General features: G+C 61.1%; 17 protein-coding genes. 1 reads left to right on the top strand and 16 read right to left on the bottom strand.

The window, feature by feature from the left end:
- Positions 1–106: 106 nt before the first annotated feature.
- Both DOCECA_RS08805 and DOCECA_RS08800 read right to left on the bottom strand, forming a co-directional pair.
- Positions 107–613, bottom strand: a complete 507-nt coding sequence (locus tag DOCECA_RS08805) for a nuclear transport factor 2 family protein (protein ID WP_434651033.1) — start codon at positions 611–613, stop codon at positions 107–109.
- 79 nt (positions 614–692) lie between these two features.
- Positions 693–1451, bottom strand: coding sequence for an SDR family NAD(P)-dependent oxidoreductase (locus DOCECA_RS08800; RefSeq protein WP_434611365.1), 759 nt, complete (start codon positions 1449–1451; stop codon positions 693–695).
- Positions 1452–1672: 221 nt separating this feature from the next.
- Here DOCECA_RS08800 and DOCECA_RS08795 point away from each other — a divergent pair, with 221 nt between their 5' ends.
- Positions 1673–3130 carry an MFS transporter gene (locus tag DOCECA_RS08795; protein ID WP_445571774.1) on the top strand — a complete coding sequence of 486 codons (1458 nt, stop codon included), beginning with the start codon at positions 1673–1675 and terminating at the stop codon, positions 3128–3130.
- Between the two features lies 1 nt (position 3131).
- Here the strand turns inward: DOCECA_RS08795 and DOCECA_RS08790 are convergent, their stop codons facing one another.
- The 14 genes from DOCECA_RS08790 to DOCECA_RS08725 all read right to left on the bottom strand — a co-directional run bounded on the left by DOCECA_RS08790 (position 3132) and on the right by DOCECA_RS08725 (position 22115).
- The gene (locus DOCECA_RS08790; RefSeq protein WP_434563984.1) at positions 3132–3992 is read right to left on the bottom strand and encodes a LysR family transcriptional regulator; all 861 of its coding nucleotides are present in this window, start codon (positions 3990–3992) and stop codon (positions 3132–3134) included.
- 128 nt (positions 3993–4120) lie between these two features.
- Positions 4121–5131 carry a cytochrome d ubiquinol oxidase subunit II gene (gene cydB, locus DOCECA_RS08785; RefSeq protein WP_445571773.1) on the bottom strand — a complete coding sequence of 337 codons (1011 nt, stop codon included), beginning with the start codon at positions 5129–5131 and terminating at the stop codon, positions 4121–4123.
- Positions 5131–6504 carry a cytochrome ubiquinol oxidase subunit I gene (locus DOCECA_RS08780; RefSeq protein ID WP_445571772.1) on the bottom strand — a complete coding sequence of 458 codons (1374 nt, stop codon included), beginning with the start codon at positions 6502–6504 and terminating at the stop codon, positions 5131–5133. The genes cydB and DOCECA_RS08780 overlap by 1 nt, the downstream gene beginning before the upstream one ends.
- 13 nt (positions 6505–6517) lie before the next feature.
- Positions 6518–7000, bottom strand: coding sequence for a DUF1641 domain-containing protein (locus tag DOCECA_RS08775; protein ID WP_434563978.1), 483 nt, complete (start codon positions 6998–7000; stop codon positions 6518–6520).
- On the bottom strand, positions 7000–9975 hold the full coding sequence (fdhF, locus tag DOCECA_RS08770) for a formate dehydrogenase subunit alpha (protein WP_445571771.1): 2976 nt from the start codon (positions 9973–9975) through the stop codon (positions 7000–7002). Before fdhF ends, DOCECA_RS08775 begins: the two co-directional genes overlap by 1 nt.
- Before the next feature lie 203 nt (positions 9976–10178).
- Entirely contained in the window at positions 10179–11165 is a 987-nt protein-coding gene (acuI, locus tag DOCECA_RS08765) for an acrylyl-CoA reductase (NADPH) (RefSeq protein WP_434651019.1), read from the bottom strand.
- 54 nt (positions 11166–11219) lie between these two features.
- Positions 11220–12032, bottom strand: a complete 813-nt coding sequence (locus DOCECA_RS08760; RefSeq protein WP_420764019.1) for an oxidoreductase — start codon at positions 12030–12032, stop codon at positions 11220–11222.
- A gap of 241 nt (positions 12033–12273) precedes the next feature.
- Positions 12274–13392: an OmpA family protein gene (locus tag DOCECA_RS08755; RefSeq protein ID WP_445571770.1), complete on the bottom strand. Its 1119-nt coding sequence runs from the start codon at positions 13390–13392 to the stop codon at positions 12274–12276.
- Positions 13389–13856, bottom strand: coding sequence for a type VI secretion system baseplate subunit TssE (gene tssE / locus DOCECA_RS08750; protein WP_434651015.1), 468 nt, complete (start codon positions 13854–13856; stop codon positions 13389–13391). Before tssE ends, DOCECA_RS08755 begins: the two co-directional genes overlap by 4 nt.
- A 3-nt stretch (positions 13857–13859) precedes the next feature.
- Entirely contained in the window at positions 13860–14396 is a 537-nt protein-coding gene (gene tssJ, locus DOCECA_RS08745; RefSeq protein ID WP_445571769.1) for a type VI secretion system lipoprotein TssJ, read from the bottom strand.
- Positions 14377–15474, bottom strand: coding sequence for a type VI secretion system baseplate subunit TssG (gene tssG, locus DOCECA_RS08740; protein WP_434651011.1), 1098 nt, complete (start codon positions 15472–15474; stop codon positions 14377–14379). Before tssG ends, tssJ begins: the two co-directional genes overlap by 20 nt.
- Entirely contained in the window at positions 15438–17207 is a 1770-nt protein-coding gene (gene tssF / locus DOCECA_RS08735) for a type VI secretion system baseplate subunit TssF (protein ID WP_445571768.1), read from the bottom strand. Before tssF ends, tssG begins: the two co-directional genes overlap by 37 nt.
- A 19-nt stretch (positions 17208–17226) precedes the next feature.
- Positions 17227–18813: a type VI secretion system protein TssA gene (tssA, locus tag DOCECA_RS08730; protein WP_445571767.1), complete on the bottom strand. Its 1587-nt coding sequence runs from the start codon at positions 18811–18813 to the stop codon at positions 17227–17229.
- Positions 18810–22115 carry an ImcF-related family protein gene (locus DOCECA_RS08725; RefSeq protein ID WP_445572154.1) on the bottom strand — a complete coding sequence of 1102 codons (3306 nt, stop codon included), beginning with the start codon at positions 22113–22115 and terminating at the stop codon, positions 18810–18812. Before DOCECA_RS08725 ends, tssA begins: the two co-directional genes overlap by 4 nt.
- Between the last annotated feature and the right edge of the window lie 4 nt (positions 22116–22119).

Genomic DNA, 22119 nt, shown 5'->3' with positions numbered 1-22119 from the left:
TTTAGCTGATCATTTCTGACTTTTCATAGGTCGTAGCGACCCATTCACACCGGGCAGCGCTCGTCGTTCGCGCCACTCACTACTCACTGGACGTCATGCAAGCACGTCATTTCTGTGAAGGCATGTTCAGGCGCTGATGTTGATCCGCTGTGTACTTTTCATCGCCCGCTACAGGTACCCAATCCTTTAAAGGTGTCAGAAAGTGCAGTTCAAAACGACGTGACAGGAACGCCCATTTTCCGTCGCGACGTTCAAACCTGTCGTGGTACAGCCCACTGGCTTGAACCGGACCTTTTTCAATGTCATGGAACAGGCAATCCGCGGCCACCGTACCCGCCGCGCTGTCACCCTTGATTTCGATCAGTGGGTTGGCCATCCAGTGGTGCATATAAGGCATCTGGTGCCAGCTGTTTTGCGCCATCGCCAGGATTTCGTCACGGTTTCCGGCCTTGCCGAAACCCGGTAGGTCCAGTGTCGATTCTTCGTGCCAGATTGCGCTCAGGAGCAACACGTCAACGCGATCGAAGGCATTGGCGTAGGCGCTGATCAGCGACTCGATTGCGGCGCGACTTTCCAGGGCGTCCAGTCGGGTGCTCAGTTCTTCAATGTTCATGATGAGGTTCCCTGCTGAGACTTCGCAAAAGCGCAAAACGCAACCCTCTGCGAGGGCTGCGCTGCGGTTAAGCAAGTGTTCAGATCTGCGACAGGCCGCCGTCGACCATCAGCTCCACACCGTTGACGTATTTCGCATCGGCGGATGCAAGGAACAGCGCCGACGAGGCGATTTCTTCAGGTTGGGCCATATACCCCAGCGGAGTGATCTGCTCGACATGTTGTCGCAGCGCGGCGATGTCGCGTTCGCTCATCTTCAAGCCGTTATCCATCAGAGGCGTGCGGGTGAAGCCAGGGCTCAGGACATTCGCTCGAATCCTGCGACCTTTGAGTTCGTTGGCCCAAGTCCTTGCGAAGGACCGCACCGCGGCCTTGGATGCGTTGTAAAGGCTCAGCCCTTCCATCCCGTTGCTGGAACAGATAGAGGCCGTCAACACGATCGAAGCGCCATCTTTCAACAATGGCATTAACGTCTGAACGGTAAAAAAAACGCCCTTTACGTTAATGTCGAACATATTGAAATAAGCCGTCTCCGTGGTCTCGCCCACCGGGTTTTTTTCACAAATGCCCGCGTTGGCAAACACTGCGTCCAATTGATCGTCACGGGCCACAATGGTCGCCTTGAGCTTATCGAGATCAGCCTGGCGCGCGACATCCGAAATGACCGCGACGGCTCTGTCGCCCAGCTTTGCCACCGCAGCTTCCAGCGTGGCTGCAGAACGACCCGTGATGTAAACACGCTTGGCTCCCTCTGCAATCAAACCCTGCGCAATCGCAAATCCGATCCCGGTGGATGCGCCGGTGACAACTGCAACCTGATTGGCGAATTTACCTGACATATCTGACTCCTCAGCCTCGGTTGTGTGGCTCGATTGAAACCACAGTACGGCCATTTTGAGAGGAGTCAGGGGCTGAGCGGCACTGCCAAAAATGAACATTGGCCGTTCAGTTATGTGAGGCGTCAGCGAGGGTTTGATCGTTTAGATTCGAGTCAGCTGATCCAGAGCATGACCCGCAATCGAGAATATCTGGAACCGAAGTGTTTCAGGAAGGAGACCTTATGCCTCAGACTAAAATCGCCCCCCCGGAACCGCGGCGCTGGTTGATGTTCGCCATTTTGTTGGTCGGTGCGTTTTTACCGCCGCTGGATTTTTTCATCGTCAACGTAGCACTGCCCTCGATTCAACAATCGCTGGGCACGGCCTCCTCCGCCGAACAGTTGATCATCTCGTCATATGCGGCTCTTTATGCCGTGACATTGATCACCGGGGGTCGGCTCGGCGATATCTACGGCCGCATGAGAATGTTCTTCGTTGGCCTGGTTGGCTTTGCAATCGCCTCATTGATCTGCGGTGTCGCCGAGTCACCTTGGATGTTGATCGCCGGACGTTCGCTGCAAGGCGTGACGGCAGCGGTCATGGCGCCCCAGGCACTCGCTTCAGTGCAGGCCATATTCCCCGAGTCCGAAAAACCTTTGGCGTTGAGCCTCTATGGCGCAGTCTTTGGTCTGGCGTCGGTGGTCGGCCAGGCCCTTGGCGGAATATTGATATCGCTCAACTTGATGGGCTTGGGGTGGCGGGCGATATTTCTTGTGAATTTACCGATTGCGTTACTGGTGATTCTGATCGCCATTGCGGTGGTCAAGGAAACCCGCGCACCACATACAAGCAAGCTTGATCTGGGCGGAACGGTACTGTCCATGGTGACGCTGGGAGCGCTGATCGTGCCGCTGATCGAGGGGCGTGAAGCGGGCTGGCCTTTGTGGGCCTGGCTGTCGCTTGCGGCGGTGCCGCTGCTGGCCTGGCTGTTCTGGCGCTACGAAGCGCGTTTGCACCAAGCGCAAGGCGCGCCGTTGCTGAATCCTGCCGTACTGCACGCGCCTGGGTTGGGCCGGGCACTGTTCGTCGCTCTGACCTTTTACGCGATCGGCGTGTTTTTTCTGCTGTTTTCTATTTATTTACAGGAAGCGCTGCATACGAGCCCACTCAATGCAGGCCTCGTCTTCCTTCCTTTCGGCGCGGGCTTTTTGCTGGGACCGCTCTCCACTCCTCACTTCAGGCATTTGCTGGGGGCGTACGTCAATCCGGTCGGGATGGGACTTGAAGTGTTGGGGCTCATGCTCCTGGCCTGGCTCGTGGCGCACACGCCGATGTCCGTCAGCCCCGCTGCGCTGCCCCTTGCCGTCATTCTGTTTCTGATCGGCTTCGGACAAGGACTGGCCCTTCCGACATTGATGCGCATGATCACAGGGCGCGTGGCGCCAGCGTACTCCGGCATGATTGCGGGCATTGCCAGCTCTACTCTGCAAATCAGCACATCACTGAGTGTCGCGATAATAGGCGGAGTTTTTTACACCCTTCTAGGCACGGACACAGACGCGGCTGCCATCAGCCACGCCTTCACCGTCTCAATACTCTGTATCGCGGCATGCCTGGTCGTAGGCACGGGACTCAGCCTTACCCTGGCGCGCCAACCTGCTGCGCAACTGCAAACGACAGCCATGTACCCAGCGGAGTGAGTCAACCGCCTGCCTGGTTGCCGATCATGATGGAAGCAAGGTCGGCAAGAGCACGCAGGCTGTCCATCTGTCGCATATCCTGGTGGTAGCCCATCCATATGTCGCGGCCCGGTGGCGCCTCATGCGGATCAATCAGGCGCAGCGCCGTTAACCGGTCGCCCAGGGCACGGGGCAGCACAGCGATGCCCTGCCCTTGCGCGCACATCTGCGCCTGGACGGTGCGACTACTACTGGTGAACACCGTACGGGCCAGAGGGTAACGCTGCCGCAGCCACTGCACATCGGGATAATGTGATTGGGCGACACTCATGGTAATCAAGCCAACCCCCTCGCCCTGCGGCTCGAGGTCAGGAGATCCGACGGCGGTGTACAGCCCATAGCTCAGGGAAGTGAGTTTGCGGTGAACAATATCGGGTTCGGTGAAAGGAACGATCCGAAACGCGATGTCGGCGTCGCGACGGGCAAGGTCGAACAATCGATGCCCGGCGATGACCTCGGGCACGATCAGCGGATAACGTCGCCCCAGTTCGCTCAGAACCGGGGCCAGCACGTAACAGGCAAACCAGTCAGCGCAGGAGATGCGCAACACACCTTCTGGCTGCGCGCTGTCGCCCGCAAGGCGCCGCTCGATGGCCAACGCACTTTGCTCCATTTGCTGCGCCAGGCTGAGTAGCTTCTCTCCGCTCTCGGTCAGTATCAGACCTTGGGTGGTACGCAGGAAAATGGGCTGGCCGCTGGACTGTTCAAGCACCTGCAAGCGCCGCCCCACGGTCGGATGGCTAACACCCAACAGCTTGGCAGCAGCGCCCAATGACCCACTGCGGGCAATCGCGAGAAAGACCCGCACATCACTCCAATCCATGCTCCGCCCCGATGCAAAAATGAAGAGTGAGAGTGCAGCAATGGCAATGCCGTAGCAATCCCGCGCTCGACAAGCATGTCTACAAACTAGTCGACACACCATTCGGGGACGGGAAATGAAGACAGGCTTTATCGATCTGGGAAGTACTGCGCTTTGACCTTACCGCGAAACACCCAGAACCCCCACGTGTTGTAGGCCAGCGTGACCGGCACCAGCACCGCGAATCCCACGAGCATGAACCCTTGGCTCGAAGCGGGAGCAGACGCTTGGCTGATCGCCAGCGACGGCGGCAGGATTAACGGATAGAGGGTAATGATCGCGGCAGCGAACGCCGTGCCAAACCATCCCAATACCGCAAACAACGGAAGGAAATGGTATCGGCTGGAAAAAGCCCGGTAAAACCCGACCAGCAACGCGCACTGAACAAGCAGAAGCGCCGGGCTCAGGTTCGATTCAAGAAGATGGTCTCGATAGGACGGCGCCAACTCGCTGGTCCACACCACAATGATTGCAATGCCTGCCAGTGTCAGCCACCCCAGCCATCGCGCCTGCCTTCTGGCCGCCGCTTGCAGCGCGCCTTCGGTTCGCCAGAACAGCCAGCAACTGCCAAGCAGTGCGTAGCCAATCACCAGCACCACGCCACACGCCAGCGCAAATGCACTCAACCACTCCCAACCGTTTCCGGCGAACCGGCCCTCGTGGTGATCGATTCCCTGTACCACGCTGCCCATGATGACACCCTGGCAAAGCGTTGCGATCAACGAGCCGGTCACGAGGCTGACGTCGAGCCAGCGCTTCATTCGTGCAGGCGCGTCGGCCCGGAACTCCAACGCGACGGCCCTGACAATCAATGCCAGCAGCATCGCGATCACGGGGATATACAGGGCGGAAAACAAGACGCTGTAAGCCACGGGAAAAAGCGCGAGCAAACCGCCGCCACCGAGCACCAGCCAGGTTTCGTTCCCGTCCCAGATCGGCAGGATGGAGTTGACCATGATCTGCTTATCGTCGGGGTGTTGGCGGGTCGCGAAGAGGATGCCGACGCCCAGGTCGGTGCCGTCCAGAATCACGTAGGTGATGATCGTAAAGGCAATTGCGGCGGCCGACAGATTGGGCAACAGCGCTTCAGAGATGAACATCACGATTTCCCCTGCGTTGCGCTGGCTTGGTCGTCGGCATCCGTTGAAGTTGCCGGCAGTCGGTTGATGGCGCGTATCAGGTAAAACAGCCCCAGGCCGAAAACCAGCAGGTACAGGATCACCAGGGCGAGTGTGCTGCCCAGGACGAATGAGAGCGGTTGCTGCGAGCTGCTGTGAACGGTGCGCATCAAGCCATAGACCGTGAATGGCTGGCGCCCGACCTCGGTAACCACCCATCCGCAAACCATCGCTACGAACCCGGCCGGGGCCATGAGCACCGCACAGCGCATCAGCCATCGACACTCGAACAGACCGCCGCGCCAACGCAAGAAGAGACTGGCGATACCCATGGCCACGATCAGCAAGCCGATGCCCACCATGATACGAAACGCGAAAAAGACCACGGCCACGGGCGGGATGTCTTCGGGCGCGAACTCATCAAGGCTCTGTATGGTGCCGGTCCAGTCGTGGCGCAGATAAAGCGAGCCGAGATGGGGTATCGCCAGTTCGAAATCATTCCTGCGGTTGGCCTGGTCCGGTATCGCAAACAACCTGAGCGGCTCGCCCTGGCCGGCTTCCGGGCGTCGCCAGGAACCTTCCATCGCGGCCAGCTTCTGCGGCTGGTGATCTCGGGTATTTTCGCCGTGCAGGTCCCCCGCGACGAGCTGGATAGGCCCGACCACGGCCGCCATCCACAGTGCCATTGAGAACATCACTCGCGCAGGCGCGTGGGTATTGTCGCGCAACAAGTGCCACGCGCCCGCGGCGCCCACGAGGGTGGCCGTGCCGAGAAAGGCGGCGATGCTCATGTGCACCATACGGTAGGGAAACGAGGGGTTGAATATGATCTGCAGCCAGTCTTCGGGCACGAACCGGCCATCGCCGGCAATGCTGAAGCCTGCCGGGGTGTGCATCCAGGAATTGGCTGACAGTATCCAGAATGCACTGAACAACGAGCCGACGGCGACCGCGCATGTAGACAGGAAGTGCAGGCGCGGCCCGACTTTATTCATGCCAAACAGCATGACCCCGATGAAGCCTGCTTCCAGGAAAAACGCGACCATGACTTCATAGAACATCAGAGGCCCGAGGATGCCCCCCGCCCGGCTGGCCAGCGCGCTCCAGTTGGTCCCGAACTCGAACTCCATGACCAGCCCTGATGCCGTGCCCACGGCGACCGTCAAGGCGAATATCTTCAGCCAGAATCGGTAGACGTCCATATAGACCTGACGCTTTCGCCACAGCCAGAGGGCTTCCAGCACCATCAGGTAATTGGCCAGGCCGATGGAAAATGCGGCAACCACGATGTGGAAGCTAATGGTGAACGCAAACTGGTAGCGCGCCAGCATCAACGCCGAATCCATCGATTCCATGGGCAGGCCCCGCTCAAGCGCCGCTGGGTTTGCCGCAGAATTGGCTGATCGGTTTATCGATCGGCCTCTTCATGCCCTCACCCATCGCTTTCAAGCCCTCCAGGAGCGGCAAGATCGCGCGCCAAAGCGATTCGTCATGCAGCAAACGGTATGAGCCCCGCACGCCTGGCGCGACGTCGTCGTTGTTGGGCGCGGTCCATTGACTGACCGCAGCGCCGGCATCCTTCAGCGCGAAGACCAGCCGGTAGAATTCATCGGGCGGCACGCGGGACAGTGCCATCGCCAGGATCGACAGGTTCTGAATGACGTTGAGCGTGCCTTCCTTGTTCAGGCCATCAACCAGCACTTTGGCAATCGCCGTGTTGGCACAGACCAGGTCATTGGCCATGCGCAGCACGCCGTGTTCATGGAGGCTCTGGACCAGACGATCGAGTTCATCCTGCGCGTCAGGCTCGGTCTTGCTTGGTTTTACGTCGTAATCAATAGGTTCGGCCATCAAAACCTCTCCGGATGGGGCGCCGGTGCGTCGATCGGCGCGTAGTCGTCTCTGGCCCACTTCACCTCAACAGCCACGCCATTGTTCGGTGTCCTGTGGCCGTTTCGGAAATTGCCGCGCGGCAATGCCGATTGCGGAGGGGGATCCCTCAGGATCGTCATCTTCACAGCGGTTTCCTTGTAGGCCGGCGTGTTGACGTCTGGATCATGATGTTCCCCGGTGAGTTCATTAATGCCGGGCTTGCCCTGGTGAATCGGCATGAACAGCACCTTGCCGCGCACTCGATCGGTGATCAGAACCGGCACCGTGACCGAACCACGGCGAGAAGTGATCCGCACCTGGGTCCCATCCTGGATACCCCGCTCGTCTGCAAGCTCGGGACTGATTTCGACGTACCAATGCGGTGACAACGAATCGACACGGTCGCCACGTCCCGTCTGGTTGTTGCCCTGGAAATGCTCCAGCATGCGTCCGTTGTCCAGCATCAGGTCGAATTCGCTGTCGGGCGCTTCCGCCGGAGGTTTCCACTCCAGCGGGTACAACACGGCTTTGCCGTCGTCGGTGTGGAACCGGTCGGTATAGAGCAACGGGGTATCGGTGCCATCCGGCTTTACTGGCCAGAGGAGAGATTTCCAACCGTCCAGGCGCTCATAGCTGGCGCCGGCGAACAGGGTGGCGATACCGGCCACCTCCGCGAAGATCTGCGAGGGATGCTTGTATCCCCAGTCATGGCCCATTCGCTTGGCCAGATCGGTCAGGATGCGCCAGTCCGGCAGGCTGTTGCCCAGCGGCGGAAACACCTCATGAAAACGTTGGATCCGCCGCTCGGTGTTGACGAAGGTGCCCTCCTTCTCAACGCTTGGGCAACCTGGCAGCACGACGTCGGCGAACTGCGCGGTGCGGCTGAAGAAAATGTCCTGCACGACCATGAAATCGAGTTTTCTGAAAGCCTCATGCACGTTTTCAGTGTCGGCGTCGGAAAACGCCGTCTCTTCACCGATCACATACATGGCTTTTATCTTCTGCTCGGCGGCATGCTGAACCATCAGGAAGTTGTCTTCACCGACCTTGTTGGACAGTCGTTCCGGCGCCACACCCCAGGCCTTCGCCCACTTGGCTCGAACCGCTTCGTCAGTGACTTTTTCATAACCGGGATAGACGTTCTTCAAACACCCGAAGTCGCTGGCCCCCTGGACGTTGTTGTGGCCGCGCATCGGATAACCGCCGGTTCCGGGGCGGCCGTAGTTGCCGGTAACCAACAAGAGATTGGACAGTGCGGTGCTCGTGTCGGCCCCGTGGCTATGCTGGGTAATGCCCATTGCCCAGAGCAGGCAGACCCGTTTGGCCTTGCCGATCATGTTCGCGGCGCTGACCAGATCCGCCTCCGACAACCCGGTGACCTGCGACGCGAATGGCAGGGTAAAGGGTTCCAGGGAGCGTCGGTACTCGTCCACCTGATTCACCCGCGCTTCCAGGAATGCCGCGTCCGCCATGCCATGATCGAACAGGTAACGCGACATGGCGCTGGCCCAGACTATGTCGGTGCTCGACCTGATCTGCAGGAACAGGTCGGCGCGCTCCGCCATTTCATGCTTGCGTGGATCGACCACCAGCAGTTTTTGCCCTCGATGCTTGCGCGCGGCCTTGATTTTCGAAGCGATAACCGGATGGTTCTCCGCCAGGTTGCTGCCCACCAGGACGATGAGGTCCGCCTGCTCAAGATCGGTGATCGTGCCGGCGTCGCCGCCGTAACCGACCGTGCGGAACAACCCCTGTGTCGCGGGGTTCTGGCAGTAGCGTGAAGAGTTGTCGACGCTATTGGTGCCGATGATCAGGCGAGCGATTTTCTGCGTCAGGTAAGCTTCTTCATTGCTGGCCTTGCTGGAGCCAATGAAGCCGATGGCATCGGCGCCGTGCTCACGTTTTATGGCCAGAAGACGGCCTGCGACCAAGGTCAGCGCCTCGTCCCAGCTTGCTTCACGAAACCGGCCGTTTTCCCGGATCAGCGGCGTCGTCAGGCGTTTCTCGCTGTTCACGAAATCCCAGGCGAACTTGCCCTTGATACACGTGGAAATGCCGTTCGCCGGTGCGTTCACCACTGGCTGCACCTTGAGCAGCGTGCGGTCGCGAGTCCACATTTCGAACGAGCAGCCCACGCCACAATAGGTGCACACGGTCTTGGTGCGTTTGATTTCAGGCTGGCGCCAGTGCATGTCCATGACGGAAATAGCGGTAATGGGCGGCGCACCGATCGTATTCTCGATCGTCTTCACCGCGTCGATGAGCGGCCGCTTGATGTCCTCGGGCATCGACGTCAACGGTCCGGCATCCGGCTGCATGGTTTTTTCGAGCAACGCGTTGCAGGGGCAAACCGTGACGCAATGACCGCAGCTCACACAACTGGAACCCTCTATCTTGGTTCCGCCATCCCACAACACCCTTGGATGCGCCTGGGTGAAATCGATGCTCAGCGTTTCATTGACCTCGACGTTCTGGCACGCTTCCACGCAACGCCCGCACAGGATGCATTGATCGGGATCGTAGGTATAAAACGGGTTCGAGTGGTCCTTGCTGTAGGGCTTGCGCTGGTATTTGTAGCGCTGGATCACGGGGTTCATGTCGGCGACGGTATTGTGCAGCGTGCAGTCACCGGTGTTGTGCTCGCAGACCGTGCAATAAAGCTCGTGCTTGGCAAGGATCCGGTCCATGCCTTCTTCCTGCGCCGCCTTCACGCGAGGCGTTTCGCTCACCAGCTTCATGCCGTCGGCGGAACGCAGCGCGCACCCGCGGACCAACTCGCCATCATGCTCGATCCAACAGACATCGCAGGTCTGGATCGGCCCGAGGGCGCGGTGATAGCAGACGTGAGGCAGGTCGATGCCCTGCTCTGCCAAGAAATCGATCAGCGGCTGGTCAGCGTCACCCCTGAGGGTGCGACCGTTGTACTCGACGCTGCACTGGTATCTGCCATTCATGGAAACTCGCCCCGTTGGCCGACTGACCGCCCGGACAGCGGCCCAACGAAGCTAGAGACCGAATGCCCACACGGAAATGTTCAGTTACAGAATCGATATCCCAGTGCTGCAAATGTTCATTAATTTTTGCGCGAAGCCGCTACAGCGTGTGGCATCCGAATGCTTGTAACGCTCCGCTAATAAATGCTGGCTTGTCCTTTCGCTCAAGCATTCACATCCACGACCGTGCGCCCGCGAACCTGCCCTTGCAGCACCCGAGCCGCGACTTCCGGCACTTGCGCCAGGCCGACAAGCTGCGTGGTGCGAGCAAGCTTGTCCACATCCAGATCCCGGGCCAGACGCGACCATGCCTGCAAACGGACAGCCTGGGGCGCATTCACGGAGTCGATACCGGCCAGGGTCACGTTGCGCAGGATGAAAGGCAGCACCGACCCCGGCAGATCCGCGCCCTGGGCGAGGCCGAAGGCGGCGACGACCCCGCGGTATCGGGTCTGGGCTAGGGCATTGGCCAAGGTATGGCTACCGACCGAGTCGATGACGCCCGCCCAACGCTCCTTGGCAATCGGTGCGCCCGGCTCCGACAGGGTGCGCCGATCAATCACCTCTGCAGCGCCCAGGTCACGCAGATAGTCGGCTTCTTCCAGGCGTCCAGTCGACGCGATCACCCGATAGCCCAGCCCCGACAACAGCGCTATCGCCACCGAGCCCGCGCCGCCGTTGGCGCCGGTCACCAGGATATCGCCCCCATCGGGCGCCAGGCCGCCGTGTTCCAGCGCCAGCACGCTGAGCATCGCGGTGTAGCCCGCCGTGCCAATGGCCATGGCTTGGCGGGTCGAGAATACGTCCGGAACCTTCACGAGCCAGTCACCACTCACCCGGGCCTTCTGGGCGAAACCGCCGTGGTGCGTCTGGCTCAGCCCCCAACCGTTCAGCAGTACCCGGTCGCCAGCCTGGAAACCTGCGTGGCTGGAGCTTTCAACGATACCGGCGAAGTCGATGCCGGGAATCAACGGGAACTGGCGGATCACCGGCGAGCGGCCACTGAGGGCCATGGCATCTTTGTAGTTCACCGTGGAATATTCGATAGCGACGGTGACATCACCGGGCATCAGGTCTTCTTCGGTGAAGTCGACCAGGCCGGTCGACATGGCTTCATCGGTTTTGGTGGCAAGCAGCGCTTTGAAGGTCATGGTTGTTTTCCTGTGCATTTGAGCGGCGAATGTCGTGGGCCCGGTTGAGCAGATTCACGCCAGTTGCATTGCCTTGCGGATACCGGTATCCAGCATGCCCGCCGGCGCGAAGCGGCGCATGAACTGCAATTGGGCTGCCGCCTTGCCGGCGGTGTAACGCAACTTCGGACGCTCGGCGCGAGCGGCCTTGAGCACCACGTCAGCGACCACATCGGGCCCCTCAGCCGTGGCCATTGCGTGATTGACGACCTTGGTTACCTTACCCCGGATATCCTCGTACAGGTCCAGCTTAGCGTCAGCCTGCAGGCTGTTGCTCTCGAATGATGTCTTGGTATAACCGGGCTCGATGACGACGACCCGGATGCCATGGGTCCGTAATTCATGATCAAGGGCTTGGGAATAGCCATCCACCGCGTGCTTGCTCGCCACGTACAGCGCCACATAGGGCACGGATACCACGCCGAGTATGGAACCGATGTTGATGATGCGACCGACACCCTGGCGACGCATATGCGGCACAACGGCGCGCGTCATTCGCACAACACCGAGGAAATTGGTATCGAAGATCGCCTTGGCCTGGTCGATCGAGCTTTCTTCGGCCGCGGCCGGGGCGAGCCCGAAACCGGCGTTGTTGACCAGCAGGTCGATACGCCCTTCCAACCGCATCAACTGCGCAACCGCGGCCTCGACGCAGGCATCGTCGGTCACGTCGAGTGCCAGCATCTCATACGCCTGATGATCGGCCCGGGCTCCGCGCCGGCTGGTGCCGTATACCTGATAGCCGGCCGCTACGAGGGAGTTGGCAATGGCTTCGCCGATACCGGAAGAAGCGCCGGTCACCAAGGCTACGGGTTTGTGGATCGTCATGGAGTGTTCCTCGGCAACTGGGTCGGGCCCGACATCGATACGTGTCGGGGCAGCTCTATGATGATGAGCATAATCATAGCCGTCAACAGTTTTGATTTTGATCGACATCTAATTTAGATCCAGCCTGATGCTGTCCGTCGCTTCGAGGTTACCTTGGCATTCATGCACTGGAACCTAATGCTCGCCAAAGTGGATTTGCCACGCTGCGTCTGTAGGCCGAAGCAGGTTTCAAGGAGGACGTTCAAAGCGGCGTCTCTTGTCCAACCTTCCCCGAAAGCTCACAAGCCACCACTTGCGGCACCACGCGGATAACGACACGCCGATTGGCCCTTCGCCCAGCTTCGGTGTCGTCTCCAGCTATGGGCTGACCGGCGGCGACGCCCTGGACGGCTAGGCAACCGGCGGGGATTTTGCCCACGTGCTGCATCCAGTCCCGCACTGCAACAGCACGGGCGTTTGAGAGTTGCAGGTTCTGTTCCGATGAACCTGTCCCGTCGGTATGGCCTGAAATGACGATCAACCCGTCTGGCTGGGCCTTGATATCCACCAAGGCCTTGACCAAGGTATCGGTCCAACCAGGCTTGAGCTGCGAACTGCCGACATCGAACAGCGACAGGCTGTCCAACTGCACCGGAGCGGGCAAGACCAACGCTGACCTCGCGCTCATCCGCCACCCGACAACCCCTGCGACGAGAGCGAAGACGAGCGCCGCGCCGCACAGCCATGGCGAAAAATGCCCCTTACGATGGGTCATGTCCGGCGGGGGCAGGACCACAATGGGTATCGCCAATGCCGGCTCTGTCATTCCCATGGGAAGCAGTGCCGCTTCGATACGTTGATCGCATCGTTCCAAACGTTGGATCAGCTGGTTGACCTGCTGGCGCAGAGACTGGAGAGCCGGCAGCGGCGTGGATGCGTAGCTTGCCAGCCGCTCAGTCAGGCAGCCCAACGCACCATCGAGCTCAAGCAACGCGCGCTGATCGTTGGTCGTCAGCGCCAGGCCACGCAGCAGCGTTTGCAGCTGTGCGAACAACCACCCCAACGTATCCAGGCGCACCCGCACCGACGGCGGCCACAGGCTGGGCCATTGACCGCAGAGCGTCTTCAACAATCGAACGCCTTGGACCATGCCGTCCAAACCGTGACGCTGGCTTCGAGCCAGCGCATAGAAGCTGACGGTTTGCAGCTCCGCACCGTTGAGTTGCAGCAGCACAAGGCATAACTGCTCGACTTTTTGCCAATCCACGTCTGGGCAGGCGCCATGGCCCAATCTGGCCAACTCGTCGCGCAAAGCGACGAACTCAGCATAGCCGCGCGGATCGCCACCGATTCGAACATGCACTTCAAACAACGCGCTCATCGCGCTTGCCTTGCGTTATCCGTTCCCGTTGCCGCCACATGGTTCTGTCGCTTCAGGTGACGCATCAGGACTTTGCCCTCCGGTCCCAACGTGGTACCGAAAGTTACCCGGCGCCCTCCTTTCAACTGCACGTCCAGGGCGCACTCCAAATGCCCCGGCAGTAATTGCGGCAGTAGCTCGATGGCGAGCGCCGTCAATCGCGGTTCGTATTTGAGCAGGGTATGGGTCATGGCCTTCATCAACGTATGGGCGGTAGCCGGTAGCCCCTGCAAAATGGTTCCCATGTCGGGAAGTCCATAATCCGGTAAATGGCTGAGGCTGCCGGCCCGGCTGTTGAGGATGCGTTGCAGGTTGTCCAGGACCGACAGCGTGTGCTGGTCCTGCCCGCTGACGCGATGCAAATCCAGTTCACCATTGAAGTTTTGCAGTAGCATTTCATAGAGCGAAGGGTTGGGCTCGGTCATGGATCAGTCCTTCGCCAACGGGCGCAACGTCAGTTGGTTGGCGCCTATCTCGATGAGCCGTGCCCGATCCGGGTCCAGGTCTTCGCGCCTCAGCACCAAGCGCCAGGAGCCTAACGCGGCGTCTGGACTTCGAAACAAGCCCACCAGCGCCACTACCCGCGTGCGGGGGTCCATGGGCACGCTCAACAGGACCCCTGCCCCGGGTTTCACCACCACGGCGCGTTTGTCCAGCAATGCACCTTCGAACAGGTTGTCGTCTGTGTTCACCAGCCCGTCGTAGGTGGCCTGCTCCAACGCGGTACTGTCGCGTAACTGGTAAACCCGCACCAAGGTGGGCAGCGATAAGGCGTTCATGTCCGCGGTTTCGGTGTTGAGCGCGGTTCGTGCGTTGAAATCCAGGTGCAAGGTCTTGACCTGTTTACGGAACATCGTCCCGGTGGTGAACCCCGTGCTCGGCTCGACGGTCTGCGCCGCTCCACACCCGCCAAGCGCAGCGACCAGCACCGTGAGTGCCAACCGGTTAATAAAGGTATGTGACATGTTGTGTTTCCCTGATCCGTGGGTTGGTCGAAAGGCCCTGGTAGCGGCCCATATTGATCGTGAGGGTGTCCTGTTCTCGCGGCTGCCAGGTGTCTGAACCCAAGCCCAGCACACCGGTCATTCCCAGTCGTATCTGCCGATGCCCCAGTATCGGAGTTGGCAGGCTGCTTACCGCGATGGTCAATTGCAGCGTCGCGGTGCAGCGCCATCCCAGGTACACCCGCAGGAGTACAAGCAGGTCGCGGTGAAGCGCTCCGCCGGGCAACCAGTCATTGGCCTCCTGCGCGTCGTCGGTGGACAGCACCAAGTGCAGCTGGCTGTTGACGTCTTGCCCGACATTGCCCAGCGGCGTGCCCTTGGACAAGCGTACCGGGCAAGACGGACACAGGCTGGCCGGTTGCGGCAAGGGAATCTTCTGCGGCCGGTACGGGGTTATCCGTGCCTGGGTATGGACGGCAAGCAGCTTGACGAGCGCCTCGATGCCTTCGGCGTTGCGGGTAGGCAGGCGCATGACGCTGAGCAACGCGAGGAAACGGGAGACCGGGGTAGCGACGCGTTCCGCTGTTCCGGGAATGCCCAGCCCGATCAAACCGAACAGGCACTGCGATGTCGCATCGCTGCCGCCCGCTGCAAACGTCGCTGGATAAGAGTACTTGCGCCAGATTCGATAGAACTGAGTGAAAATCCGGTGATTGAAAATGTCGAGGAAAGCTTCCAGTGCCTCATGCCCCTCCCGGCGTTGAGCGATGTCATCCACAAACCCCGTCGGCATTGGCGAATCTAGGCCGTACAAACCCATCAGACGGGTGCGCACCGTAGCCGGACGTTGCGGGTTGTTCGTGTCGATTTCGATCGCCTTCAGCTCACCGGCGGGAAACCCCATGCCGGGATCGGGTCGAAAGCGCACGGGATCATCTGCCGGATGCGCGGTGCTGCCAAGCAGAGGACGGCCGGGCAGCGCTTGTTCCAACAGTTGGCAGAAACGATACAGGCTGGCCTCGGCCACCCGCCCTCGCAACGCGTCCAGCAAACCGTCGGCGTTCAACCGGGAATGCGCTGGCTGTGGTTCTCGTTCCATCGCAGGCACGCTCCGGTAGGTTGAAGAATCAGCGTGAGCTGGGTGAACAAATGAATGTCGGCGTAGAGCGCAAAAAAGCGGTTGAGCATTTCACCGAACAGACTGATATCGCCGTCCCCCGAAAAGCCGTGGGCATCCAAGGTGATTTCAATATCCACCCCGCGCAGCAAAAAGCCATTTTCAAAACGTTGGACCAGGTGATGGTTCACCTCGACAATCGCCGCCAGGCGACGCCGGTTCTGCTCGCTGCCGGTCCAGTCATACAACGCCAACGTCCCGCGCAACACCTCTGCGCTGTCGAGCATCGGCAAGAAATTGGAGCCCAGGTGGCTCAGGATGCGCCAGTGGAAACGGTCGCGGTTTGGCGGATAGCACGGCAACGTCGGCGCACACAGGTTGCGCACCCGCAGGCCGAACTGGGTGGTTTGCACCGCTGTATCGAGCACCGTGCTCTGCAGCGCTTTGCGTGGCAGCTGGCCGTGGGTGCCGATCAGGTGTAACGACAGGCTGGCGTGGGTATGCAGCCGATCCTCGTCGAAGCCTTCTCCGCCCAGGATCAACCAGGTGTCATACAGCCCATTGGCGGCCCGCTTCAGGCGGCTATGGAAATAACGTTCCGGCGCCTCATCACGCAGCATGCCGCCTTTATGGCGAAAACTGGTGAACGGCACGTAGTCCATGCGCTCGGCGCCTTTGGATGCGGTCACCTGGTCCACCGAATAGATTTCCAGATGGCCATCCTGCAAGCGCATCGGACGCAGCAAGTAATCGGTTTGCAAGGGGTCCAGCGCCAACGGGTCGGCCTCCAGTACGAACAAGTTGATCACCGGCACCGAGTGCAGACGAATATGTTCACGGTTCAGGTCGAAGTTCTGCGGCCAGGGCTTGGACAGCACCACTTCGAGCTCGAACCAGGGCGCGCCGGACTCAAGCGGCAGTTGCTCAAGGCCACAGAGGGTGACGAACATGAATTTTTCACGAAACGTGAAGTACTCAAGCAGCAGTTGATAGCCGCTGAAAGCGCTGTCGCCCTTGGGCCACAGGCGATCCTCGTCGCCAAAGCCCTTGGGGGTGAAATACCCGTCCACCGGCTTGCGATCCGACTGTCCTGGCAAGCGCACATACATCGCCTGCCTGTTCAAGGTCAGGGCTTGGTGCAGTGCGCTGGCCAGTGGCGCATCGGCATTCAAGTACAGCGGCAAGCGGCTCAGGTCGATTTGTGACCAAGGGACGGACACGCTTCGGACAAAACGCAAACGCAGCATTGAGCGGCCATCCGGTTCGTGGTCGCGCGCCACGACTGTCAACGCCAGCGGCTGTAACGTCACGTCTTGCGTGGTGGTGTAGCGACAGCAGGTGTGCTGCGGCCCGATGGGGCGCGACAGGATCTCGAACCCTCTGGGGATTCGTTCGCTGCGCTTTATCAAGGCAAGATCCGGCGCCAGCTCGATAATCGACAGGGACGGTATGGTCCGCAAGTAATGCGGCCACAGCAGGCTGACCAAGCCTTCGGTGAGCTCCGGCAGATCATCGTCGAGCTTCTCCCGCAAGCGCCCCATCAAGAATGCAAAGCCCTCGAACAAACGTTCTACGTAAGGGTCTTGCGCCCCCGGCTTGTCGAGATTGAGATATGCCGCCCGGTCCGGGAACGCCTCGGCGAATTCCTTGCCGGCCTCGCGCAAATAACGCATCTCGGCGTCGAAATAGCGCAGTGTCAGATTTTCCATGTCCATAAAAGTCCTGAAATGAGTGTCAGCCGCAAAGCACAGCGGCACGTACCGGATCGATGGCCACCAGCGCCGCCAACAAAGGTTCCATGCGTCGAGCCAGGGCAGGTTTGTCCGTGTCGTTGCGTTGGGCCTTGACCCGCAGCAACCTGAGCAGGCGAGCCTTGACCTCGAAATACAACTCGGGCTCCCACGCGCACAGGTCATGGTGCTGTGAAGCGGTGTCCAGTTCCCCCAGCAGGTGGATGGCCAGCTCACTTTTGCCGAACTGTTCTGCCACCCTCGCCATCAGCAGGCGCAGCAGCCATCGTTGGCGTGCGCAAACAATGTCCGGGCGCGCCGCCAGCCAAGCCAGCGCTTGCTCGACCCCTTCTTTGTCGGCCTGCGCCAGGGCTTCGGTTTCCCACGACAAGATGTCGGCATCCCCGATGACCGGTGCCGACGATGGCGCGGCCAACCCTTGCTCCGGGCGGTCTGCGCTGGCGTGCTGGGCAATCCACTCACGTGTGGTCTCATCGGCGAAAGGCGTGCCGTCGCGCCAGCGCAGCAGCTCCAACCCCGGCAACCGATCCAAAAACATGCCCAGGTCACGTCGGACGACATCAGCCCAGCACATCTGCGGCGCCGGTTGCTGACTCAGTGCCTGATACACATACCACTGCAAATCCAACCAGAAATGGTTCACGCCTTCGGCATAGATTCGTTCCGCGTGATCGAGCAACTGGGTCCAGCCCTGCTGCAAGTACAAACGCTTGAGCTGCGCCCGATAGTCAGCCCTGGGCGGCGTCAGCCGGGTGTTGCCATCGGCGTCCTCGGGCGGCGCCTCTTGCACCGTGTCCCAACGCAGGCTCTTCATCACGCGGTGGGCCGCCAGCCAACCCTGAGGTTGATCACGCAGATAACCAGCCAAGGCCCGGCCGTGATCCAACAGATCCCGACCGGACTTGATCGCGATAGCAGCCGAAGCCCCGGCCTGGGCTTGCGATTCCTGGCTGGCGGTACTCTGCGGGACCAGCGCCTCCATGCCTTCGGACCGAGCCAATCGGGCGGATAGCGCGGCATACAGGGCCCCCAGGCAAGGACGTTGATCGTCAGGCCATGCCGTCAGGCCCTGCTCCAGCCAGGCCAATGCCGCGGCGGTGCGCTCGGCCTCGGTTTTCACCACCTCCGGATACCGCCACAGCGTATCGAGCAGCTTTTCGCCGGCCAGCCACTGCAACGCCATCTTGCGGCTGTTCGGTCGCACGGGCAGTACCGTATCGGTGAACCGCTCCACCAGCGCCGCCAACAGGCTCAAACCGTCGGCCAGCCCGGCTTCGCCGTCCCTGCACAAGCGAGCCCACACGTAATAGGTGGCGACGCGTAAATCCTTACATTTGCGGGTCAGTAGCTTTTCACCCAGTTGGGCCACTCGTTCAGCATCGGCGCCGGACAGCTTGCCAACCTCTTCGCGCATGCATTGAAAATCATCGTCATAGCCAGGGTCGTGCCCAACGGGTGCCGCTTCGCTGATGGGCTGCAGCCAGGGTTGCCAGCGTGCGGCCTGTTCACGGGCGATGGCCAAGGCGTCGCGCTTGCCCAGGCAATGGGTGATCAGGTTTTGCAGGCTCATCGGAGCACCTCATTGCGCGCCAGGGGCACCGCTGGCCCGCCCTCAGCCAAAAATATCCGCCCCGGCAACGTAAACCCTCGCAACTTCAAAAGCGCCATCGGCCCGGCATCCAGTTCGGTGCGCAGGTGCCACGTCAGGCCCAGACCATCGGGCGCCTTGAGCACCATGCGGTAGCGGCTGTCGCCATCGTCCAGCGCGGTGAACGTGGCCTGTTCCAGCAAGCGGATCAGCCCCCAGGCGCCGGCGTAGTCGGCGAACAACCGTTCGCCGGTGTGGACGCTGGTCCACGTCAGGCTGACGCCGGGGTAGTCGCTGCGTCCCGGCCAGCCGAAGCGCTGCCAGCGCTCCTTCTGGTTGAAGTAGTGGTGTTTCTCTCCGTTGAGGATGAAGGTGGTTTGCACCACATCGCGCACGCCTTTGCCGCTAAGTTCAAAACTCAAGCCCAGGCCGCCGTCGGTGTAGAGCACGTCGGCCAGATCGCTCAGTTGATTGACCGCCTCCAGGAATTGGGGATTGACGCGCAAACCGCGACCGTGGCGGGGATCGGCCACCCAGCGGTTGCCCTCCTTGCGCAACACGCCGCTCAACTGGCTGTGGAGAAAACGTTCGATGCGCCCCGTGTCGGCGCGGATCATTTGCCCCAGCATCGGCAACGAAGCATCGCTGGCCGTCGCGGCGAAGGGATAACGCCCGGTAAAGGCCGCGTTCCAATGCTCGACGATCGAACGCCGCCATTGGCTGTTGAGGCCCGCCGCCGACGGTTGCAGCACTCGCTGCCAGGCCTGTTCCAGCGGTTGCACGAACAGCGTTTCGCCCACGCCAGCCCATTGCGCACCGAGGCTGGCGGCCATCAGACGGCCATAGGACTGGGTATCGGTGAGGTCGATGCCCCGGCCCTGGAACACCGTCTGCGCCAGGGCCTGGGTCATTTCCATGGGGTCGCTGGCCGTGTTGATCTGTTGCAGTTTCAGGCGCACGCGGGTCACTTGGGTGAGGTAGGCCTGGAGGCTCAAATGGTCAGCGCCACCCTTGCCCAGCAAGGCCAACAACGGGCCGAACGTCGGATCCAGCGGGCCGCTCGGCAGGTCGGCCAGCGGGTCTATGGGCGGGGCCTTGTCCGGGCCGATGAGCTTGTGCGCGGACCTCATAAGCGAATCGCCCAGGGCCGGGACGCGGGTGCCCGCTTGCCCTTGATAGGCCAGGGTATTGATCAACGCGAGCAGCGGCGATTGGCGCACGTCGCTCATCAGCGTCAACTGGTCGATGACCTGTTCCAGGCTTTTGGGTTGATTGCCCCGCAGGCTGTTGAGAAACACCAGCCAGGCGCCCGCGTAGTCCTTGAAATAGCGTTCGGTCAGGCGCGCCTTGAGCTCGCCGGGCGTCAAGCGCACATCGATGTCACCGGGGCGATCACTGAGCACCCAATCGATTTCTTCGCGGCGCGCCTGGGTGATGTCATCGATGGCCTGGCGCACCTGGCCCTCCCAGGCCTGGCGCGTGAACACTCCCGGCACGCTGGCCTTGCTGGAAAACAACCCAGCGGCTTCGGTGTCGCCCACCATCTGTTGCAGGCCCAGGGCTGGATAGTGCTGGGTGGCCTCGTCCAGCACCCGTTGATACAGGCTGGCCTCGGCGTTGCGTTGGCCCAATTGGTCGAGCAGCACCTGGCGCACCTGCGCCGCCAACCGCGGGTCGGCCTCGATGCGCCAGTCCGGGTGCGCGGCCAGTTGCTCGGCGTAGAACTGCCACAGGTTCGGTGCGAGGGTCCGCCAGAGCCCTGGCGAAATTCCGTCACGCGTGGGTTCGGCGTGGCCCAGGGTCTTGACCAACAGGGGCGCCTCGGCTTTGTCCGGGCGCGCCATCATCAGGTAAGCCTTGAGCTGATCGTAGGCCATACGCGTGCGCTCAACGCGCTCTGCGCTGCCCGGCGCCAGCTTGACCAGCGCCTCCAGTTGCCCGCGCAACCTCGCCGCCGCCGGGTCGCGCACCAGGCGGTTATTGGCCTCGACATACCGGGGCCACAACAGTTCGAGCAAGCTTTCATTGCGGTTCAAGCCAAAGCGCTGGTACCACGGCGCACCGGACACGACACGGTGATCCAGGCGAGCCAGCACGTGGACGAGCGCTTCGAGCGCCAACAGTTGCTCCTCTTGGGTGGATGACTGTTGTAACGCCGTCGACAAGGCCTGCGCCTCGACGATCTGCGCCCGATTGCTCACAAAGGACAGCGCCATCCCCGCGCCCCACACCAGCGCCAGGCCCATGAACAGCCCATAGACGACTCGCGGCGCGCCCCACCCCAACCGCGCGCCGACGGCCTTGTCGCGCTGCACGCCGTGCCACGCCGGGTCCGGCCACCAGAAGTGCTCGCCGTCAGCGCTTTGCGTCACGCGCAGTGGCAGGCTGAACCACAACCCTCGCAGCATCACCCCTGGGTTGAACCCACTCAACGACGGCGCCAGCGCCTGCCGCCAACGGGCAATGCCCTCGGCCTGCAAATCCCGGGACAGGCGCAGCAGGAAATCGTGGTGCATCCGCTTCTTGATCTTCATCTGGGCAAAGCCCTGGCAACGCAACGGCTCGACCAGATCCTCCAGGCACGCCTCCAGCAGCGACGGCGTCACCTTGGCCGGCAACAGACAACCCACCGGCTGGCTCTCGCGCCCGTCCTGGGACCAGCCGCTCTCGCACACCTGCCACAAGTGCAACGGCAACCGTCGGCGTAGCCGCCGAGCCAGCCCCTGCAACTGCCGCATGCCCTTGGCCAGCGCCACCGCATCGGTGCTTTGCGGTTTGTCCAGCGCCCAGACCACCCCGTCCAGCGCCCGCCAACGGCGCAGGGTGAGCCATGGATTCAACAGTGGGGTTTGCAATTCTTCCTGGACGCTGCCGCCCCATAGCAGCACGGTGCGTTCGCCTTCGAGCCATTTCTTTTTCGCCAGCTCCGGGGCGATGGCGGCGATCTGGGTGGGCTCGCCGACGATGAGCAGCAGGCGGACCTTGTGGCGCCAGAGGGGGCCGTATTGGAAGTGGAGGTTTTCGCGTAGCTCTGCGCCCAGTATCGATTCAGGCGTCCTGACCTGAGGTCGTGATGAGGTCACCTGGGTGCTACGCACCAGAACTCTGATCCAGTTCTGCAGGATTTGCCACATCAATATCGCCATCGCGAACAACAATGCCCAGCAAAAAAATGCCTTGAGCAGCAGGTCCGACAGCACAACGCGGTCGACGGGTTGCCCAGCCCATAACCACCACCCCCCGCCTGCCAAGGCAACAAACACGGCCAAGATCAACGCCAACAGAAGC

The sequence above is a fragment of the Pseudomonas sp. E102 genome (assembly GCF_052660185.1).
Note: the sequence above shows the minus strand (reverse complement) of the source record. Positions and strands in the feature narration are given on the sequence as shown.

Bases quoted from the DNA above. Each gene is read 5' to 3' on its own strand.
- DOCECA_RS08805 (WP_434651033.1), bottom strand. From the start codon at position 613: ATGAACATTGAAGAACTGAGCACCCGACTGGACGCCCTGGAAAGTCGC.
- DOCECA_RS08800 (WP_434611365.1), bottom strand. From the start codon at position 1,451: ATGTCAGGTAAATTCGCCAATCAGGTTGCAGTTGTCACCGGCGCATCC.
- DOCECA_RS08795 (WP_445571774.1), top strand. From the start codon at position 1,673: ATGCCTCAGACTAAAATCGCCCCCCCGGAACCGCGGCGCTGGTTGATG.
- DOCECA_RS08790 (WP_434563984.1), bottom strand. From the start codon at position 3,992: ATGGATTGGAGTGATGTGCGGGTCTTTCTCGCGATTGCCCGCAGTGGG.
- cydB (WP_445571773.1), bottom strand. From the start codon at position 5,131: ATGTTCATCTCTGAAGCGCTGTTGCCCAATCTGTCGGCCGCCGCAATT.
- DOCECA_RS08780 (WP_445571772.1), bottom strand. From the start codon at position 6,504: ATGGAATCGATGGATTCGGCGTTGATGCTGGCGCGCTACCAGTTTGCG.
- DOCECA_RS08775 (WP_434563978.1), bottom strand. From the start codon at position 7,000: ATGGCCGAACCTATTGATTACGACGTAAAACCAAGCAAGACCGAGCCT.
- fdhF (WP_445571771.1), bottom strand. From the start codon at position 9,975: ATGAATGGCAGATACCAGTGCAGCGTCGAGTACAACGGTCGCACCCTC.
- acuI (WP_434651019.1), bottom strand. From the start codon at position 11,165: ATGACCTTCAAAGCGCTGCTTGCCACCAAAACCGATGAAGCCATGTCG.
- DOCECA_RS08760 (WP_420764019.1), bottom strand. From the start codon at position 12,032: ATGACGATCCACAAACCCGTAGCCTTGGTGACCGGCGCTTCTTCCGGT.
- DOCECA_RS08755 (WP_445571770.1), bottom strand. From the start codon at position 13,392: ATGAGCGCGTTGTTTGAAGTGCATGTTCGAATCGGTGGCGATCCGCGC.
- tssE (WP_434651015.1), bottom strand. From the start codon at position 13,856: ATGACCGAGCCCAACCCTTCGCTCTATGAAATGCTACTGCAAAACTTC.
- tssJ (WP_445571769.1), bottom strand. From the start codon at position 14,396: ATGTCACATACCTTTATTAACCGGTTGGCACTCACGGTGCTGGTCGCT.
- tssG (WP_434651011.1), bottom strand. From the start codon at position 15,474: ATGGAACGAGAACCACAGCCAGCGCATTCCCGGTTGAACGCCGACGGT.
- tssF (WP_445571768.1), bottom strand. From the start codon at position 17,207: ATGGACATGGAAAATCTGACACTGCGCTATTTCGACGCCGAGATGCGT.
- tssA (WP_445571767.1), bottom strand. From the start codon at position 18,813: ATGAGCCTGCAAAACCTGATCACCCATTGCCTGGGCAAGCGCGACGCC.